An 18,779-nucleotide genomic window follows, 5' to 3' on the forward strand; every position below is an offset into this window, starting at 1 on the left:
CACAGAGCACCGCACCACGACGTCTCCGTCTCTGGGGGGGGAGAAGGCAACACCACCCCCCCCCCCCCCGCCCCCCCCCACCCCCCCCCCCCCACCCCCCCCCCCCCCCCCCCCGACCGCGGTGCCGGGCGGGGCTGTGGGGCCGGGCTGCCGGCCCGGCGTGTCGGGCCCCGCCGCGCGGCCGGAATTCCCCGATCACCGGCCGGGTTCGCATGTACGGACCACACATCAGGAGGAGCAGCAGGCATGGCATTCGAGAACCACCGTGTCGTCATCACCGCCGCCGGGCGCGATTTCGGCCGGACCCTGGCCCTGGGCTTCGCCGCACGGGGCGCCGAGGTCCACCTCTCCGCCCGCACCCGGGAGGGCGCCGAGCGCGTCCGCGCGGAGGCCGTCGCCCAGGGACACGACCCCTTCCGGGTCCACGCCCACGCCTGCGACCTCACGGACCCGGCCTCCGTGCGCGCGTTCGCCGAGGCCGTCGCGGCCCGCACCGGGCACGTGGACGTCCTCGTCAACAACGGCTCCCGCTACCAGCACGGCACCGATCTGCTGTCCGCCTCCGACGAGGACGTCGTCGACACCCTCGCCTCCGGCGCCACCGGCACCGTCCTGGCGACCAAGGCCTTCCTCCCGCTGCTCCTGAAGTCCGCGAAGCCCGACATCGTGACCATGGTCTCCGGCTGCGGCGAGGCCGGGAACCACCGCTCCGACGCGCACGACGCCTTCTACGCGGCCAAGAGCGCCCAGGCGGGCTTCACCGAGAGCCTCTCCCGCCGGCTGCGCGGCCGGGGCGTCCGCGTGATCTCCCTCTACCCGCCGGACTTCGACAACCACGACCCGCTCTCCCCGGCCTGGGAGGAGGCCCCGCGCACCGCGCGGGACCCGCTCACGGCCCAGTCGCTGGTGGACTGCGTCTTCTTCGCCGTCGGACAGCCCCGCGACTGCTTCATCAAGTCCTTCCACTTCGAGCAGGTCGCCGAGGACCGGACGCGCTGACCCGGCGCCGGCACGACCCCGCCCCGGGCCCGCGTACGCCGGTCGTGTGGAATATGGGCATGGGGAGCCCTGAACACGAGATACGCCGCGCGCCCGCGGCCGGCCCGGCGACGACGGTCCGGCCGCCGGACCAGGCCGCCGTGGCCACGGACCGCTGGCGGTACGCCCGCCACCTCGACCGGCTCGCCGCCGCCGGGGCGGCGGGCGTGGCCGGGGAGGCCGGCGCGGTGGCCGACGTCCTGCGCGACCGCGACCCGGTGATGGCGCAGAGCGCGGTGGTGACCCACCTGGACCGGCGCGCCCCGCGGCTGCCCGGCACCGGGTTCCACGACTGGGCCCGCGCCCTGCACCGCGTACTCGACGGCCACGCCTTCCCGGCCCGCCGGCTGCGCGAGTGGACCCTGCTCAAGGCCATCGAGGCGGGCGGGGAGTGGTCGCCCGCCGACCTGGCCGCGGCCTCCGACTGGTGCCAGCGCACCGCGGTCCAGTCGCCGGTCCCCGACGATGCCCTGGCCCTGCTGGCCGCCTCCGGCCGGACCCGCACGGTGCGCAACGCCGCGGCGCGGCGGCTGGACCGGCGGGCCACCTCCTGAGCCGGAAAGCCGGGACGATCGACGTCAACGAGTTCTCGCCATACGCCCATTCGGGGGTTTAAGGTCTCCATACCCGGCCGGGTGTCAGAGCTGGACCGATGCCGTTCCACTGGAGGATGACTCTCCGTGTCGCACGTTTCACAGGCTCCCGTCACCACCCCGGACGCGGAGCCCGAACCGCCCGCACCCAAGGCCTTCAGCGAGGTGAAGGGCTGGTTCTCGGCTTATGACCAGGTGCTCTTCGACTGGTTCCTGACCCGCCAGAACGAGGCCGCCCCGGTGGCGGGCGACATCCTGGAGCTGGGCGTCTTCATGGGCAAGAGCGCGATCTTCCTGGCCGGGTACCTGCGCGACGGAGAGGAGTTCACCGTCTGTGACCTCTTCGACTCGCCCGCTCCGGACGACTTCAACGTGGAGGAAGTCCGGGACTCGTACCCCACCCTCACCCGCCGCGGGTTCGAGACGAACTACCTCACCTTCCACGAGGAACTGCCGAAGGTCATCCAGGCCCCGACCTCCGTCGTCGCCGACAGGGTGCGCCCCGGGAGCTGCCGCTTCGTCCACATCGACGCCTCCCACCTGCACGAGCACGTCGTCCAGGACATCGCCTCCTCGCGCACCGTCGCCGCCCCGGACGCGGTCGTGGTCTTCGACGACTACCGCTCCGAACACTGCCCGGGCGTCGCCGCCGCCGTCTGGGCCGCCGTGGCCACCGGCGAGCTGCACCTGATCGCCGTGTCCGGCTCGAAGCTGTACGCGACCTGGGGCGACCCGGCGCCCTGGCAGGCGGCGCTGCTCACCTGGCTGGAGGGCCGCACCGACCTGTGGCACGGCGTGGACGTCATCGACGGCAAGCCGCTGGTGCGCATCGGCGGCGAGGGCGTCTGCGCGCTTCCCGAGCCCCGGCCGCTGCGCCCGCCGGCCCCCGGGCCGGCCCCGGTCCCGGCGCCGCCGGCCCCGAGGCCCGCGCCCCGGCCGGGGGCGGGCTGGCGCAGGCTGGCCAAGGACCTGCTGCCGCCGGTGGTCACCCGCGCGATCGTGGCACGGCGCCGCCGCAGGCGGGGCTGACCCGCGCGGTGTCCGGGGTGTCCGGCGGAACCCCCGCCGGACACCCCCGGACACGGGGGTACGGTCCGCGTGCCGCCCGTGTGCCCCCCCAGGCCCGTACGGGTGCCAGGAGGCTCAGAGGCCCTTGCGGACCCGGGCCGCGCGGCGGGCCTCGGCGGCCTGGCGCGCCTCGATGGTCCTGCGGGACTCCTTGCCCTTGCCCGCCCGGCCCGGACGGGTGCCCAGACCCCGGAAGCCGAGCTCCGTACCGCTCGGGCGTCCCTTGGCGTCGGTCGGCAGGGCCCCCGACAGCGGAACCCCGGAGGGCCTGCGCGCGCCCGTGATCCGGCTCAGCGCGGCCTCCCCGGAGCGCACCTGGGTGATGGTGGGCCGGATCCTGGCGTCGGCCATCAGGCGGACCATGTCGCGGCGCTGGCCCGGGGTGACCAGGGTGACGACCTTGCCGGACTCGCCGGCCCGTGCGGTGCGGCCGCCCCGGTGCAGGTAGTCCTTGCTGTCGGCCGGGGGGTCCACGTTGACGACGAGGTCGAGGTCGTCGATGTGGATGCCGCGGGCGGCGACGTTCGTCGCGACCAGGACCGTGAGCAGGCCGTCCTTGAACTGCCCGAGGGTCTTGGTGCGCTGCGGCTGGGACTTGCCGCTGTGCAGCCCCTCCGCCCGTACGCCCATGGCCCGCAGGTGCTTCACGAACTGGTCGACCCCGTGCTTGGTGTCCAGGAACATGATCACCCGGCCCTCGCGGGCCGCGATCTCGGTGGCCGCCGAGACCTTGTCCGCCGCGTGGATGTGCAGCACGTGGTGGTCCATCGTGCCCACCGACGCCGACTGCGGGTCCACGGAGTGCGAGACCGGGTCCTTCAGGTACCGGTGCACGAGCTGGTCGACGTTGCGGTCCAGGGTGGCCGAGAACAGCATCCGCTGCCCCTCGTGGTGCACCTGGTCCAGGATCTCGGTGACCTGCGGCATGAACCCCATGTCGCACATCTGGTCGGCCTCGTCCAGCACCGTGATCCGCACCCGCTCCAGGTGCACGTCGCGCCGTCCGACCAGGTCGCTGAGACGGCCGGGCGTGGCGACGACGACCTCGGCGCCGGTCCGCAGGGCGCTGGTCTGGCGGCCGATGGAGAGCCCGCCGACGACGGTGGCCATGCGCAGCCCCAGGGCCTGCGCGTACGGGGCCAGCGCCTCGGTGACCTGCTGGGCCAGCTCGCGCGTCGGTACCAGGACCAGCGCCAGCGGCCGCTTGGGGTCGGCCTTGCGCCCGGCCGTGCGGGCCAGCAGGGCGAGGCCGAAGGCGAGGGTCTTGCCGGAACCGGTGCGGCCGCGGCCGAGGATGTCGCGGCCCGCGAGCGAGTTGGGCAGGGTGGCCGCCTGGATCGGGAAGGGTTCCCGCACCTCCTGCTCGGCCATGGTCCTCACCAGCTCGGCGGGCAGCCCGAGTTCGTCGAACGAGGCCACCGGGGGCAGCGCCGGGGTGGTGGTCCGGGGCATGGCGAATTCGCCCTGCGGACCGACGGTCCGCGGTGCCTTGCCCGCGGCCTTGCCGCCCCTGGCCCCCGGCTTGGAGCCTGCCTTGGCCCCGGCCTTGATGCCGAAACGCCCGTGAGCCGACGGGTTCTTCATGCAGAACCTTCCGTGAGGAGAACGAGGTACGAGAGGTGCGAGAGGTCGGGCGGGTGCGGGCGGTCCGCGGCGGGGGAACGGCGACGAGCCGGGGACCGTACCCCTGCGGTACGGTCCCCGGCTCGTCGTACGCGTCCGCACCGGGCACCCGTGCCCCGCGCCTCAAGTTTCCCGGCCATTTTACCAGCCGGTCACCGGGCGGGCCTGGGGTCCAGCTCCCCGGACCGCACCTGGGCGAGGTGGGCCCGCATCTCGACCGTCGCGCGGCCGAACCAGTCGGCGATCACGGCGACCTCGTCGGGGGTGTACTCGGCGAACACGGACCCGAGGCGGTCGTAGAACGGCTGGTAGGTGGCGATGACCCGGGCGGCGGCCTCGGGGTCGGCCACGACCCGGACCCGCCGCCGGTCGGCGGGATCGGGCTGCCGGCGGGCGTAACCGGCCCGCTCCAGCCGGTTGAGCACGCCCGTGACGGCCCCGGTGGTGAGGTTCACCAGGCCGGCGAGGTCGCCGGCCGACAGGGGCTCGTCATGGGCGCCGAGGATGTGGCCGAGGCACGTCAGGTCGGTGACGTTGATCCCGAGGAGCTGTGCCACCTCCTGCTGGCCGATGAGGCCGAGCGCCACGTACTGGTCCATGCGGGCGATCGCCTCCCCGGCCGTGGCCGCGGGGCGGGGCTTGCCGTGCACCGACACTCTCCTTAGTATCTAAGTTACTTAGCTCGTGAGATAAATGACTCTGCTCCGAGCGTACTGCCGCCTGCCCTCCGGAGGGGAACCATGAGCGCCCACGGCGATGTCGACCTCGGCCACACGGTGGCCGGCTGGACCGGAACCACCCTGGCCCTGCTGGGCTGCACCGGCGCGGGCGCCGCCCTCTGCGCGGCCTGGACGCCGGGCATCTGGCTCGGCCTCGGCCTGGTCGCCGCCGCCGGCCTGGTCACCTGGCTGCTCCACCTCGCGGGCTGGGGCAAGCCCAGCGGACCCCGCCCGCCCCAGGAGTGGGACTGGCGCGTCCGGGACGCCGGCGCCCGGACGGGCCATCCCGACTGCCTGGGCTGCCGGGCGGCGGGCCCGCGCCGCGCCGCCCCGGCCCCCCTCGGCCGCCGGCCCGTCGAAACGCTTCCGGCCGGAGACGGCGGGGTCTGACCCCGGTTGGCCGCTCCCGGCGTGTGGCGCGCGGGGCGGGTGGGCAGGATCGAGACGGCCGCGCGCGTGCGGCCCGAGCGGAACGTTGAGAAGGATCAGTACCGATGGCAACTGGCACCGTGAAGTGGTTCAACTCGGAGAAGGGGTTCGGCTTCATCCAGCAGGACGACGGCGGCCCCGACGTGTTCGTGCACTTCTCCGCCATCCAGGGCACGGGCTTCAAGTCCCTGGAGGAGAACACCCGGGTCTCGTACGACGTCACCCAGGGCCCCAAGGGCCCCCAGGCCGAGCACGTGGTGGCCGAGTAGCGCCGCCGGCGGTTCCCGTCGCCAGGAGCCCCCGCCGGTCACCCGGCGGGGGCTCCCGCACGACCCAGGTCCAGGGGGTGTCCTTTGGATCAAGCCGGTCCCGCCGGGGCGTCCCCGGTCTCCCGTACGGTGATCGCCGAGACCGGGCAGGCGCGCGCCGCCTCCCGGACCAGCGGACTGCCGTCGCCGTCCTCGCGCCCCGGGAGCACCTCGCTCAGCCCGTCGTCGTCCTGGGTGAACACGCGCGGCGCGGTCAGCACGCACTGGCCCGCGCCGATGCAGACCCCCTGGTCCACCGAGACCCGCACGCCGCTCACCACGTCACGGGCAGTTCGACCATGCCCTGGATGGTGTCCCCGGGCTTGAACGGGATCCGGTCCGGATCGGCCGCCAGGCGCAGCCCGGGCAGCCGCCCGAAGAGCGTGCCCAGGGCGATCTCCATCTCCGCGCGCGCCAGGTTCTGGCCCAGGCACTGGTGGATGCCGAAGCCGAAGGCCAGGTGGTGGCGGGTGGGCCGGTGCCAGTCGAGGGCGTCCGGCTCCGCGAAGACCGCCTCGTCGCGGTTGATGACCGAGGTCGAGAAGATCACCCCGTCGTCCGGCCGGATCGTCACCCCGCCCACCTCGATCTCCCGCGTCGCCACCCGGAGCATGCCGTCGGCGATCGAGAGGTAGCGCATCAGCTCCTCCACCGCCTCCGGCATCAGGGAGGGCTCCGAGCGCAGCTCGGCCAGCTGCTCCGGGTGCCGCAGCAGGGTGAAGGTGCCGAGGGAGATCATGTTGGCCGTGGTCTCGTGCCCCGCGATCAGCAGGATCCCGGCCAGCGAGACGAGTTCCTCGACGTCGGTCTCCCCGGTCTCCAGCCGGGTCGCCACCAGCTCGTCCAGCAGCCCGTCGCCCGGAGCGGTGCGCTTGCGGCGGATCAGGGCCTCCAGGTAGGCGTCGAGCCGCTCCCGGGCCTCCTCCACGTCGGAGGTGGCCGGGCCGCGCAGCAGCCGCCGCGACTGCTCCTCGAAGAACTCGTGGTCCTCGTACGGCACGCCGAGCAGCGCGCAGATCACCATGGACGGCACCGGCAGGGCGAAGGCCTCCACCAGCTCGGCGCCCGGGCCCCCGGCCACCATCGCGTCGATCAGCCGGTCCACGGTCTCCTGGATGCGGGGGCGCAGGGCGGCCGTCCGCTTGACCGAGAAGCTGGGGATCAGCATCCGCCGCTGCGCGTTGTGCTCGGGGTCGTCCACCCCGAGCAGGGCCGTCCGGCGGTTCTGCAGCCCCTTGAACCGCGCGGTGGGACTGGGGAAGGACTCCCTCGTCCGGTCGGTCGACAGCCGCCCGTCGGAGAGCAGGGCCCGCGCCTCGGCGTGGCCGGTGACCACCCATACGGAGCGGCCGTCGAAGAGGGTGACCCGGGAGAGGGGCCTGCCCTCCCGGAGTGGCCGGTAGGCGGCCGGGGGGTGGTAGGGACAGGTCCGGTCCTGCGGGAAGGCAACGGCATCGGACATGGAAAGCAACACCTCGCAAGCGATGGTTCCGTCTCGCCGGACTCCATTACATGCCTGAGGCACCTATCCCACCTATGCCAGTTTCGGCCAGCCTGCCCGAGTTCACCCGACGGGACCGCCGCAATCGCCCGGGGACGCGCAACGGCCGCTACAGGTGGGCGTCCAGGAACGCCCGCAGCTCCGCCGCCCCCATGGGGCCCTCGTGGGCCGCCACCGCCTCCCCGGACCGCAGCAGCACCACCGTCGGCGCACCCGTCACGCCGTACCGGCGGACCGTACCCGGGCAGCGCGTGATGTCCGCACGCACCGCCGTGAACCGCGAGCCGTACTCCTGCCCCCGCGCCAGCTCCGCGACGACGGAGTCCAGCGCCCGGCAGGCCTCGACGGCCTTCGGCCAGGTACCGGTGAAGCAGGCGAGGACCGGCCCCGGGGCCATCCCGGTGATGAAGTCGAATTCCTGGTCCTCCAGCGGCCGGTGTACCCGACTGGCCATGGGTGGTGCTCCTCGGTTCGCGTCTGACGTGACCGCCAGCCTAGGGCCTGTCGTCAAACTGCCGTCGTCGCCCGGAGGGTGGCCCCGCGACGGCAGGGCCGGGCCGTCGCGGGGCCGTCCCGTGCATCACGCCCGGCCCGTTGTCAGTGGCGGCTGTGAAGCTGGGCGCATGGACGACAGCATGCCGCGCCGCCGCGTCTACGGCGCCGACCACGATGACCCCGACCCGGGCCCCCGCCCCGGCCGCGCCTACGGCGAGCTGGTCGGCGGCCCGCTCGACGGGCTCCTCCTCGACGTCACCGGCTGGAGCACCGACCGGCTCGCCGAGGAAGCCCGCCTGCCCACCGAGATAGGCCGCTACGGAGCCGGGGGCCGCGCCCACTACCGCCGCCGCGCCTCGGACGCCGCCCACTGGGACTGGTCGGGCGACAGCCGGTAGAGAACCGGCCCCGGCGTCCGCCCGGGCCGCGGGCCCGGGGATCACGGAACGCCGTCCCGGGGAGAAGCGACCGTGGGCCACCCGGTGATGAGTACCGGCGGCATGCCGGCGAGCCCCCGGACCGCCGACGTGTGACCGGGGGCTCTGCCCCTCCCTTCGGCCCCGGCGGCCCGGCCGGATGCGCCGTCGCCCCGCCCGGTGGCCGGTTCCGCGGAATCTCCGAAGAATTTTCCGGAGAGGTGTCGATCCGGGCGTCTCCCGTTCGACGCAGAGGTGAGAGGCAGGGAAAGCCCCCGCCCGCACGACCGAGGAGCCACCATGCCGCGCTTCCTGACCCTGATCCGCATCGACGAGCGGAACCTGACCCCCGACACCCCCTTCCCGGCCGACTTCGAGGAGCGCATGGGCGCCCTCATGGAGGAGATCACCAAGGCCGGGGTGATGCTCGACACCGCCGGACTGCTCCCCACCTCCGAGGGCACCCGCGTCACCTGGTCCGGCGGGAAGACCAGCTTCACCGACGGCCCCTTCACCGAGACCAAGGAAGTCGTGGGCGGATACGCCTTCCTCCAGTGCAAGGACAAGGCCGAGGCCCTTGAGTGGACCCGGCGGTTCCTGGAGACCCACCCGGCGGACTGGACCGTCGGCGCCGAGGTCCGCGAGGTCCAGGAGATGTGACCCGGAGACGCGGCACGCGGCCCGCGCCCCACGCCCCGTGCCGCGTTTGCCCCGCCCCGTCGCGGCTGCTCTGATGGGTGGCCGTGACGGCAGAGAGCACGGCCCGGGCGGTCGAAGCGGTGTTCAGGATCGAGTCCGCGCGGATCATCGCCGGCGTCACCCGCATCGTGCGCGACGTCGGCATCGCCGAGGAGATCGCCCAGGACGCCCTGGTCGCCGCCCTGGAGCAGTGGCCGGCCGACGGGGTCCCCGACCGGCCCGGTGCCTGGCTCACGGCCACCGCCAGGCACCGGGCCGTCGACCTCGTCCGCCGCCGGGAGACCTACGCCCGCAAGCTCGCCGAGGTCGGCCGCACCCTGGAGGACGTACCGCCGCCCGCCGAGCCGCCGGAACCGGACGACATCGACGACGACCTGCTCCGCCTGGTGTTCACCGCCTGCCACCCGGTGCTCGGCACCGACGCCCGCATCGCGCTCACCCTGCGCCTGGTGGCAGGCCTCACCACCCAGGAGATCGCCCGGGCCTTCCTGACCTCCGAACCCACCGTCGCGCAGCGCCTCGTCCGCGCCAAGCGCGGCCTCGCCAGGGCCGGGGTGCCCTTCGAAGTCCCCTACGGGGCCGACCGCGAACAGCGCCTGGCCTCCGTCCTGGAGGTCATCTACCTCGTCTTCAACGAGGGCTACTCGGCCACCGCCGGCGACGACCTGCTGCGCCCCGCCCTCTGCGAGGACGCCCTGCGCCTGGCCCGCGTCCTGGCCGCGCTGATGCCCGGCGAACCCGAGGTCCACGGCCTCGCCGCGCTGCTGGAGTTCCAGTCCTCCCGCACCGCCGCCCGCACCGGCCCCGACGGCGAGCCGGTGCTCCTCGCCGACCAGAACCGGGCCCGGTGGAACCGGCTGCTCATCCGGCGCGGGGTCGAGGCCCTGCACCGGGCGGGCAGCGGCCCGTACTCGCTCCAGGCCGCCATCGCCGGCTGCCACGCGGCCGCCCTGCGCTACGAGGACACCGACTGGCGGGCCATCGCCACCCTCTACGGCAGGCTCGCGGAACTGCTCCCCTCCCCGGTGGTCGAGCTCAACCGGGCCGTCGCCGTCTCCATGGCCGACGGACCCGCCGCGGCCCTCCCGCTGGTCGAGGCCCTCGCCCGCGAGCCGGCCCTGCGCTCCTACCACCTGCTCCCGAGCGTACGGGGAGACCTGCTGGAGCGGCTCGGGCGCGGCCCCGAGGCCCGCGCCGAGTTCGAGAGGGCGGCCGCCCTCACCCGCAACACCCGTGAACGGAACCTGCTGCTGGGCCGCGCCGCCGCCCTCGGGGAGCCCGGTCTCAGCCCCTGACGGGCGCGGCCGGCACCCCCGGCCGCCGGGGAGCCGTGAGCGCGACCGGCCGGCGGAACCCGCCGGTACGCGCCACGCTCTGCACGGTCAGCCGCAGCGCCTCCTGGAAGTCGCCCATCGTGCGGCGCGCGGGCGGGGTGTCCACGTACAGGGAGTTCATGTGCAGCCCGTCCGCGTCCCGCTGGAACCACGAACAGGTGCCGTTGGACCGGGCCGACCACACGTGCGCGGCGGGCCGCCAGTCGTCGTGCCGGTCGGCGCCCCGGCAGCGGCGCATGTCGATGTACGAGAAGAAGTTCACCGGGTACGGCCAGGAGCAGCCCGCGAACGCCTCCGGCGCCAGCAGCTGCCAGGCCCGCACGAACGGCACGTCGAGGTGGCGCATCATCTCCGTGAACCCGGCCCGGACCCCGGCCATGACCTGGGCGAAGTCCCTGCCCGGCGAGGCGTCGAACTCGATCGGCAGGGTGTTGACGAACCAGCCCACCGAGTTGTTCCAGTCCTCGCGCCCCCGCTCGCTGACCGGCATGAACCCCCGGTACACGCCGGGGCCGCCCGCCTCGCGCAGACACACGCCCACCGAGCCGAGCAGCCCCATGAACGGCTTCGCGCCGACGCCCCGGCACACCTTCTCGAACACCTCGGTCTCGGCGGCGTCCAGCAGCGTGGACGCCTCGTTGACGATCGGGTACATCCGGTCCGGCTCCACGCCCAGGTCGAGCGGGAACCGGGGGAAGAACTCCCCGCCCCGGGCCGTGAAGGACTTCCAGTAGTCCAGGCGCTCGTCGTCCGCTCCGATCGACAGGTAGCGGCGGCGCTGCGCGTCCGCGAAGTCCAGGTAGCTCGGCGCGGGCGGCAGCACGGGCTCCTCCCCGCGCCGCAGGGCCTCGTAGGAGGTCAGCACGTCGTGGACGACGACCGGCATCGACATGCCGTCGCAGACGATGTGGTCGAAGGCGAGGTACACGCTCGCGGAGTCCGGGCGGAGCACGGCGCCCATGGTGAACAGCGGCCACGACAGGGTGTCGATGCTCCGCGTGAACCGCTCCGCGAGGAACTCGCGCTGCCGTGCGGCCGAGTCGAACTCGGCGACGTGGTGCCGCTCCAGGAAGAGGTCGCCGACGGCGAGGGGTTCGCAGGACAGCTCCCCGGCCAGGCGCCGGAACTCGCAGCGCAGCACCTCGTGCCGCCGTACGAAGCCCAGCAGGGCCTGCGCCAGGGCCGCTTCGTCGAGTGCCCCCTCGACCTCGAAGGTGACGGCGACCCAGGACGCCATGGGGTCGTCGTCCGCGCGGCTCTCCTCGGCGACGGTGAAGTGCTTGTCCTGGTTGAAGGACGCCTTCTTGCCCTGCTCGTCACCCCGCTCCGGGCCCTGTGGTCCGGACGCCGCCCGCAGGCGCCACTCGACCACGCGCCCCGGCTCCATGTGGTGCATCTGCAGAGGAAACTGCCGCATTACGTCATCCCTTCGCCCCCCGGTTCAGCCCCGAGCCCCTAACGACACCCGGGCCGCGGAAGTGACGCCCGAACCCCCGGCGCGGGTCGCGACGGTGAACGCCTCCGGGCTAGGCGGGCCCCTCGGCGCCGGCCGGGTCGTCCGCGTCGTCCGCGTCGTCGCGCCGGACCTCGATGCGGTCGGCGGCCAGGTCGACCGCGACGCGGTGCTCCATGCCCAGCGCCTCCAGGAACTTCTGCGGCAGCTGCACCCGGCCGGTGCGGTCCAGCATCACGTACTCGCGCTCGCTGACGGACTCCGTGCCGTGCTCGTCGGTGACCGTGCGGCGCAGCACCTCGCTGCTGGTGCGGCCGTCGCGGATCGCCACCGTACGGCGCACCTCGCCCGCCACCATCGGGTCGTGGGTGACGATGACCACGGTGGCGCCCAGTTCCCGGTTGACGGTGCGGAAGGCCTCGAACACGGCCGCGCCGGTCTCGGAGTCCAGCTCGCCGGTCGGCTCGTCCGCGAGCAGCACCGCCGGATCGTTGGCCATGGCCACGGCGATCGCCACCCGCTGCTGCTGGCCGCCGGACAGCTCGGCCGGGCGACGTCCGGCGAGGTCAGCGACGCCGAGTGCCTCCAGCAGCTCCCCGGCCCGGGCCGCCTGCCGGGCCCGCGCGCCGCGCCCGCCGCCCTTCAACCGCATGGGAAGCGCCGTGTTCTGGGCGGCCGTCAGGAACGGCAGCAGGTTGCGGGCCGTCTGCTGCCAGACGAAGCCCACCGTCTCGCGCCGGTAGCGCAGCCGGTCGCGGGCCGACATCTCCAGCAGGTCGTACCCGCCGACGGTGGCGGTGCCGGCCGTCGGCACGTCCAGCCCCGCCAGGATGTTCAGCAGGGTGGACTTGCCGCTGCCGGAGGCGCCGACCAGGGCCACCAGGTCGCCCTGGGCCACCGTCAGCTCCAGGCCCTGCAGGGCCTGCACCTCGACCCCGTCACCGGTGAAGATCCGGACCAGGCGGTCGCAGGCGATGGCCGTCCCGGCGCCGTGGCGGCGCGGTTCCGAGGCGGCCAGGGCCTGGCGCCGCAGTTCCTCGTACGTGGGCGCGTCGGTGTTCAACGTCGGTCTCCCGCTCTCAACTCGGTGGTGATCTGGCGCCGGCCGTTCACCGCCGCCTCCGCCAGCACGGCCACGGCCACCAGCCCCGCCACGCCCAGGGCCTGCCCGAGCACCGCCCGCAGCCCGGGCCCCAGCCCGGCCGGCACGGCGGCGCCGACCAGCGTCGACACGTCGACCGACGGGCCGAGCAGGGCGATCGCGGCGACCGCCGTCAGGGCGCCGCCCAGCGGGGCCGCCAGCACCTGCGGCAGCGACTCCGTCAGGACCAGTACCACGCCCTGCCGGGGCCGCAGCCCCATGGTCCGCAGCCTGGCCAGCAGCGCGGCCCGCTCCGGGGCGGCCCGTACCAGCGTCAGCAGCACGGACAGCAGGGCGAAGCCGGCCGCCGCGGCCAGGGAGGTCCAGAACAGCCGCCCGGCCGCGTGCTGGAGGGGGTCGCCGGCGAGCTTCGCCGCGACCGCGGCGCTGGTGTGCACGAAGGTCCGCTCGGCGGCGGAGGCCGGCGTGTGGGCGCGGACCAGCTCGCGCAGCCGCTCCTCGTCGACCGGGCCCAGGGCGAACCAGTGGTTGGACTGCGCCGCCCGGGGCACCCGCGCGGCGACCGCCCCGGCCGGAATCACGACGACCGCCGCCTCCACGGCCGGCTCGGCCGGGGTCCCCTCGACCAGGCCGACCGGCCGCGCCCGCAGCTCCACGCCGTCCGCGAGCCGGATCCCGAGCTCGCCCCCGGAGTCCTTGCCGGCGAGGTTCTTGCTGATCAGCACCGGTACGGGGGCGTCCGGGCCGCCACCCGCGGCGAGCTTGCCGGGGTCGAACCGGCCCCGGCCGGCGGCCTCGGACAGCGCGGCGTAGGCCACCGGGTCGGCGACCACCGCCCTGACCCGGGTGCCGATCAGGCCGTCCGCCGTCAGGAAGGCGTCCCGGTCGGTCCACACCCCGAGGGAGCTCCGGACGCCGGGCAGCGCGCCCGCCGCCCGCAGGAACCCCGGAGCCAGCACCTCCCCGTGCGGAGCCGTCACATGGGCGTCGCCGCCGACGTCGCCCCGCGCCGCCTGGAGGCGGGCCCCGTCCACGGAGGCCAGGACGGCCGACCCGAAGCCGCCCGTCGTCACCGCCAGCAGCAGCGCGATCAGGGGCAGTACGGAGGGCCGCGCGCCCCCCGCGTTCCCCCGGGCGGCGCGCGCCAGCCCGAGGAAGCCGGTCAGGCCGCGCCCGCGCCCCGCGGCCCGGGCCGCCAGCCGCGCGAGCGGGGGCAGCAGCCGGGCCAGCAGCAGCCCCCCGCACAGCGCGAGCAGCAGCGGGGCGGCGACGAGCAGCGGGTCCAGGCCGGCTCCGGCCGGGGCGACTCCGCGCCGGCGGACCTCGGCCACGGCGGCCGCGGTGGCGGCGAGCACCAGCAGCTCCGCCACCAGCCGGCGCCGCGGCGCGGCCGCGCGCGGCCCGGACAGCAGCACGAAGGCCCGTACCGGGAAGGCCAGCAGCGCGGCGAGTGCGACGGCCCCGGCCGCGAGCAGGCCGGGCGCCGAGCGGGGGGTCGGCAGCAGCAGCGTCCCGAGGGCCGCCGCGAGCACGGCGGCGGGCAGCACGGTGACGGCCCCCTCGCCCAGCAGCCGGCGCAGGATGCCCGCGCGGGAGCCGCCCCGGGCCAGCAGCAGGGCCAGTTCGGCCCGCCGCCGGTCGGCGGTCAGACCGGCGGCCAGGCAGAACACCACGAGGGCGACACCCGCCACCCCGGCCGGTCCGATGGCGGCCAGCGGCGCGGCGGCCTGCCGGCGGGCCTCGGCGGCGGCGAACAGTTTCGGCAGTTCGGAAGTGATCCGGATGTCGGGGTGGCCGGTCTCGGTGACCAGCCGGGTGGCGGTGGGGCCGGCCACGTACGAGGAGATCTGCGCGGCGGCCTCGGACAGCCGGTCCGCGCGCAGGGCCCCGGTGTCCACCGGCAGCCGCCAGAAGTCCGTCGCCCGGGTGCCCCAGCCCGCCAGCCGGCCGATCCCCTCGGGGCCGACCAGGGCGGCCGCGTCCCACCAGGACTTCTCCTGCTTCTTGTCCCACTTGAGGCAGGCCCGCAGGAGGCAGGTGTCGCCGGTGTCGCTCCAGTAGTCCTCGGCGGGGTCGGCCGGGGCGAACAGGCCGACGACCTCGACGCCCATCGGCGCGGCGATGCCCGAGGAGCCCTCCAGGACCGAACCGACCTTGGCGCCGATGGTGTCGGCGGCGCTCTTGGACAGGACGACCGGGACGGTTCCCTCCCCGCCACCGGACGGCCAGCGCCCCTCCACCAGCCGGCTGTGGGAGGCGATCTGGGGCAGGTGCAGCAGGTCCAGATTGGGCGCGATGTCCGACGGACGGACGAGCCCGGGGCCCGTCAGCGAGCGCGGGTCCTTCGCCCGCACCCCGTACACGGGGCCGGAGTCCGCCAGGCGGTATCCCGGCCCGACGGCGGAGCGCAGGGCGGCCAGCGAGGAGTCCAGGAAGCCGGCGAGGTCCCCGCTCCGCCGGCTCTCGGCGGTCCGGGCGGTGGCGACCAGGCTGGTCGCGGCGGGGCCCTGTTCGGCCAGATGGGCGCGCAGGGCCCGGTCGGCGCCCCGGTCGAGGGCGCGCGGCAGCGCGGTGGCCAGCAGGACCGAGACGAAGACGAGCACCGCCGTCAGGAGCGTGGCCAGGGGAGCGGCGCGCAGCCGCGTCCGCACCCAGCCGGGCCCGCCGCGGCCCCGGGGCGCGGTGGTGCGGGAGCCGGTGGCCGGGCCGGTCATGTCTCCTCCACGTGGCGCAGGCGGGCGGCGGCGCCCCGGGACGCGCGGCCGCCCCGCCCGCCGAGCACCGCGGACAGCAGCGGCACAGCGGCGATGGCGGCGGCCAGCAGCAGGGTCCGCGCGCCGGGCAGGTCCACCAGGACCTCCGGCACCGGGCGCCGCGCGGCCGGGGTGAGCACCATCAGCGGCACCGTCAGGTGGACGATGGCCGTGCCCACCGCCAGGCCGACCGCCGTCCCGAGGGCGACCAGGACGAGCCCTTCGGCGGCGGCCGCCCGGGCCAGGCCCCGCCGGGGCGCCCCGAGGGCCAGCAGGACGGCGGACTCCCGGGAACGCCCGCGCCCGGCCGCCGCCGAGGCGGCGGCGAACCCGATGGCGGCGAGGACCGCGCAGGACACGGCGAGGGCGGCCAGCGCGACACGGGGTCCCGCGCTCAGCGGATCGTCCAGCAGGCCGGCGGCCACCTCCTCGCGCAGCAGCACCCGGTGGGAGCCGGCCCCCGCGCGCAGTCCGGCGGCGGCCCGGGCCGGCGCGGGGTCCGAGGCGGAGGCCGCGGGCAGCCACCACTCGTCGGCGCCGGGCAGGGCCCGCCCGTCGGTGGCCGCGAGCAGCCGCCCGGCGGTGGCGAGGTCGACGGCCACCGCCCGGTCACCGGACGCCGGCAGGGCTCCGACGGCGGCGGTGACCCGTACCGGGACGGTGGCCGAGCCGAGCAGCACCGGGATCCGGTCGCCGACCCCGGCCCCGACGGCGGCCAGATAGGCGCGGGTGGCGACGCCCGGCAGCTCGGCGGCGGCCGCCCCGCCGGCGGTGAGGACGAGGTCGTGGCCGCCCACCGGGGAGCCCGCGTACCGCAGCCGCATCAGCGCCCCGTCGGCCGGCAGCAGCCGGGCCGCCGGGGTGTCCGCGACCAGGGCCGGGGACACCAGGTTCCAGGCGGGCGCGGCGGCCTGGACGGGAACGGCGGCGCCGCCCGCCGTCTCCGTGACCGACACCCGGCGCAGCGCCACCTCCGCGTCGACGGGGGCACTGTCCTCCGGCATGCCGAACCAGTTGTTCCGGGCCCCGTACGACAGGGTGAGACCGGTGAGGGACAGGGGTTCGGCCGCCGCCCCGAGCGGGGCCCCGGCCAGCGCGGCGACGTCCACGGAGAAGGTGTGCTCGCCGTTCTCCGGCAGGTTCTCCAGCGGTGCCCGGTAGGTCAGCCCGAACCGGTCGCGCAGCAGTACGCCCAGCCGGGCGCCGCCGCTCGCGCCGAAGGCCCGTACCGACACGTCGACGTCGATCCGCTGCGGCCGCCCGGGCAGCACGATGCCGGCACTGCCCGGCGCGTCCACCGCCAGCGGGGCGAACAGCTCCTCCATCGGCCGCCCGTCCCGCAGGTCGGCCCGCAGCGGGACCCGCCGTGCGACGGCGGCGGCGTCCAGCGCGAGGAGTTCCCCGTCGGCTCCGCCCGGCAGCCCGTGGGCGGAGCGCACCACCGGGATCGCCCGGCCGCCGCCCGGCAGGGACGCGTACCGGCCGCCCCGGCCGAGGGCGGGCAGCTCGCCGCCGGTGACGCGCAGGCCCCCGGCGGTGGTGAACTCCGCCTGGTCGCGCTGCGAGGCGGACCAGGCGGTGTGCTGGCCGAGGGCGAGGGTCCCGCTGGACACCGAGAGCACCAGCAGCAGGACCGGTCCGGTGGCCCGGCCGGGCCGCCGGGCGAGCTGCCAGCCCACGAGCGCCGGGCCGAGGCCGCGGCCCCGGGCGGCGATCCGGCCCCCGAGCCGGGCCGCGAACGGCAGCAGCCGCAGCACCAGGAGGGTGCCCGCGCACAGGGCCAGGGTGGGTGCCGCCACCAGGACCGGGTCGACGCCGAGCCCGCCGCCGGCCGGCCCGCCGCCGCTGTAGCGGTCGAGCTGCCGGTACGCGAGGACGGCCAGCGCCACCACCGCGAGGTCCAGTCCGGAACGCGCCGCGCCCGACACCACGGCCGCCCGGCGCCCGGCCCGCCGCAGCACGGCCGCGGCGGCCCCGCGGAGCACGGCGGGCAGGCAGACCAGCAGGACGCAGACGAGCGCGCAGCCCGCCGCGGCCGGCCACAGCAGCCGGGCGTCCCCGGTCCCGACCGGTGTGCCGTAACGGCCCGCCAGGCGCAGCAGCGGCGGGGTGAGCAGCGGCGCCAGCACCGCCGAGGGCAGGGCCAGCAGCAGCGCCTCGGCCGCCGACAGCGCGCCGAGCCGGCGGCGGGAGGCGCCGCGCGCGGTGAGCAGGACGCGTTCGGGTTCCTGGCGCTCGGTCAGCAGGCGGGCGACGAGCAGCAGGGCGGCCCCGGCGAGGACGGCCAGCTGGAGCGCCCCGACCAGCAGGGTGGACCGGGCCACCCGCTGCCCCGTCTCCAGGGCCGCGGTGAACTCCCGCAGGCCGGTGGTGACGGTGAGCCCGGCGGGGCCCTTCGTACCGGACTCGGGGGCCAGGGGACGCAGGCGGTCGAGGTCGGCGGTACGGGCCGCGCGGAAGTCGGGGGTCAGCAGGGTGGCGCGGCTGTTCTGGACCAGGGCGCCGGCCGTGAAGGCGGAGTCGTGCACGAGCAGCGGGCCGTAGCTGGTGAAGGAGCCGACCTGGACCTCGCGCCCGCCGAGCGGATCGAGCCGCCAGTACGGGGACTCCGGCTCGGCCGCCCGGTAGACCCCGGTGACGAGCACGGTCAGCGGCGCGCCGCCGTGGCGGTCCTCCAGCCGGACCTCGGCCGGCAGGGCCTGCGCGGTGAGCCCGAGGCGGTTCAGCGCGGCCTCGGGGACGGCCGCCGGGACGCGCCCGGGGCGGTCCCCGACGGCCTCGGGCCACTGGCCGGCGAGGAGGCGTGCGCGGTCGTGGTCGAGGGCGGCGAGCAGGGTCAGGTCCGGCTCCTTGCCGGGGGAGCGGGGGCCAGGCAGCCCGTACGAGCGGCTGCGCGCCACGCTCTCGGCCACCACGGGCACGCTCCCGAACAGCCCGTCCGCGTAGCCCCGTACGGCGGCGTCGTCGGCGGCGCGGGCGGCCAGCGCGTGCTCGCCGGTGAGGACGACGGCGGTACTCGACCTTCCGCCGGGCCCCGTCAGCGCCTGCCGCAGGCCGGCGTCCCCGACGCCGCGGGTGAAGGCCAGCAGCGCGGTCAGCGTGGTCGTGGTGATGAGCGCGGTGAGGACGACGGCGGCGGCGAGCGGCAGCCGGCCGCGCAGCCGGCGCACGACGAAGCCGATCATGTGCCTGTTTCCTTCCCCCGAACCGGACCTGGGGCACCGGATAGCGGACGATGCTGTCAGATC

Annotated in this window: 17 protein-coding genes; 8 read left to right on the forward strand and 9 right to left on the reverse strand. The window is 75.9% G+C overall.

The window, feature by feature from the left end:
- Positions 1-246: 246 nt before the first annotated feature.
- The 3 genes from AC069X_RS03660 to AC069X_RS03670 all read left to right on the forward strand — a co-directional run bounded on the left by AC069X_RS03660 (position 247) and on the right by AC069X_RS03670 (position 2,660).
- Entirely contained in the window at positions 247-999 is a 753-nt protein-coding gene (locus AC069X_RS03660; protein ID WP_478724673.1) for an SDR family oxidoreductase, read from the forward strand.
- A 59-nt stretch (positions 1,000-1,058) separates the two neighbouring features.
- On the forward strand, positions 1,059-1,592 hold the full coding sequence (locus AC069X_RS03665) for a hypothetical protein (protein ID WP_478724675.1): 534 nt from the start codon (positions 1,059-1,061) through the stop codon (positions 1,590-1,592).
- A gap of 126 nt (positions 1,593-1,718) precedes the next feature.
- Positions 1,719-2,660, forward strand: coding sequence for a class I SAM-dependent methyltransferase (locus AC069X_RS03670; protein ID WP_478724677.1), 942 nt, complete (start codon positions 1,719-1,721; stop codon positions 2,658-2,660).
- A 114-nt stretch (positions 2,661-2,774) separates the two neighbouring features.
- Here the strand turns inward: AC069X_RS03670 and AC069X_RS03675 are convergent, their stop codons facing one another.
- Entirely contained in the window at positions 2,775-4,151 is a 1,377-nt protein-coding gene (locus tag AC069X_RS03675; protein ID WP_478725107.1) for a DEAD/DEAH box helicase, read from the reverse strand.
- Positions 4,152-4,474: 323 nt separating this feature from the next.
- Positions 4,475-4,972: a MarR family winged helix-turn-helix transcriptional regulator gene (locus AC069X_RS03680; RefSeq protein WP_478724679.1), complete on the reverse strand. Its 498-nt coding sequence runs from the start codon at positions 4,970-4,972 to the stop codon at positions 4,475-4,477.
- Positions 4,973-5,062: 90 nt separating this feature from the next.
- Between AC069X_RS03680 and AC069X_RS03685 the strand changes: the two genes are divergently transcribed.
- Positions 5,063-5,431, forward strand: a complete 369-nt coding sequence (locus AC069X_RS03685; RefSeq protein WP_478724681.1) for an HGxxPAAW family protein — start codon at positions 5,063-5,065, stop codon at positions 5,429-5,431.
- Positions 5,432-5,535: 104 nt separating this feature from the next.
- Complete coding sequence (locus tag AC069X_RS03690) at positions 5,536-5,739, forward strand: cold-shock protein (protein ID WP_478724683.1); 204 nt, start codon at positions 5,536-5,538, stop codon at positions 5,737-5,739.
- Between the two features lie 89 nt (positions 5,740-5,828).
- Here AC069X_RS03690 and AC069X_RS03695 read toward each other — a convergent pair whose 3' ends face one another.
- The 3 genes from AC069X_RS03695 to AC069X_RS03705 all read right to left on the reverse strand — a co-directional run bounded on the left by AC069X_RS03695 (position 5,829) and on the right by AC069X_RS03705 (position 7,733).
- On the reverse strand, positions 5,829-6,047 hold the full coding sequence (locus tag AC069X_RS03695) for a ferredoxin (RefSeq protein WP_478725109.1): 219 nt from the start codon (positions 6,045-6,047) through the stop codon (positions 5,829-5,831).
- 5 nt (positions 6,048-6,052) lie between these two features.
- Positions 6,053-7,240, reverse strand: a complete 1,188-nt coding sequence (locus tag AC069X_RS03700; protein WP_478724685.1) for a cytochrome P450 — start codon at positions 7,238-7,240, stop codon at positions 6,053-6,055.
- 148 nt (positions 7,241-7,388) lie between these two features.
- Positions 7,389-7,733, reverse strand: a complete 345-nt coding sequence (locus AC069X_RS03705) for a thioredoxin family protein (protein ID WP_478724687.1) — start codon at positions 7,731-7,733, stop codon at positions 7,389-7,391.
- Positions 7,734-7,902: 169 nt separating this feature from the next.
- On the opposite strand from AC069X_RS03705, the gene AC069X_RS03710 reads away from it, so the two are divergent.
- From AC069X_RS03710 to AC069X_RS03720, 3 genes are all read left to right on the forward strand, one after another.
- Positions 7,903-8,172, forward strand: coding sequence for a hypothetical protein (locus tag AC069X_RS03710; protein WP_478724689.1), 270 nt, complete (start codon positions 7,903-7,905; stop codon positions 8,170-8,172).
- A 318-nt stretch (positions 8,173-8,490) separates the two neighbouring features.
- Positions 8,491-8,850: a YciI family protein gene (locus AC069X_RS03715; RefSeq protein WP_478724691.1), complete on the forward strand. Its 360-nt coding sequence runs from the start codon at positions 8,491-8,493 to the stop codon at positions 8,848-8,850.
- 77 nt (positions 8,851-8,927) lie between these two features.
- A complete protein-coding gene (locus tag AC069X_RS03720) occupies positions 8,928-10,184 on the forward strand; it encodes an RNA polymerase sigma factor (RefSeq protein ID WP_478724693.1) in 1,257 nt (418 codons plus the stop codon).
- Here the strand turns inward: AC069X_RS03720 and AC069X_RS03725 are convergent.
- The 4 genes from AC069X_RS03725 to AC069X_RS03740 form a co-directional block, all read right to left on the reverse strand.
- On the reverse strand, positions 10,174-11,640 hold the full coding sequence (locus AC069X_RS03725; protein WP_478724695.1) for a condensation domain-containing protein: 1,467 nt from the start codon (positions 11,638-11,640) through the stop codon (positions 10,174-10,176). The two genes, AC069X_RS03720 and AC069X_RS03725, sit on opposite strands and share 11 nt — an antisense overlap.
- 109 nt (positions 11,641-11,749) lie before the next feature.
- Positions 11,750-12,739, reverse strand: coding sequence for an ABC transporter ATP-binding protein (locus AC069X_RS03730; RefSeq protein WP_478724697.1), 990 nt, complete (start codon positions 12,737-12,739; stop codon positions 11,750-11,752).
- Entirely contained in the window at positions 12,736-15,492 is a 2,757-nt protein-coding gene (locus AC069X_RS03735; RefSeq protein WP_478724698.1) for a hypothetical protein, read from the reverse strand. The genes AC069X_RS03730 and AC069X_RS03735 overlap by 4 nt, the downstream gene beginning before the upstream one ends.
- Positions 15,489-18,716 carry an FtsX-like permease family protein gene (locus AC069X_RS03740; protein ID WP_478724700.1) on the reverse strand — a complete coding sequence of 1,076 codons (3,228 nt, stop codon included), beginning with the start codon at positions 18,714-18,716 and terminating at the stop codon, positions 15,489-15,491. Before AC069X_RS03740 ends, AC069X_RS03735 begins: the two co-directional genes overlap by 4 nt.
- Between the last annotated feature and the right edge of the window lie 63 nt (positions 18,717-18,779).

This window comes from Streptomyces sp. NPDC043896 (assembly GCF_056435605.1).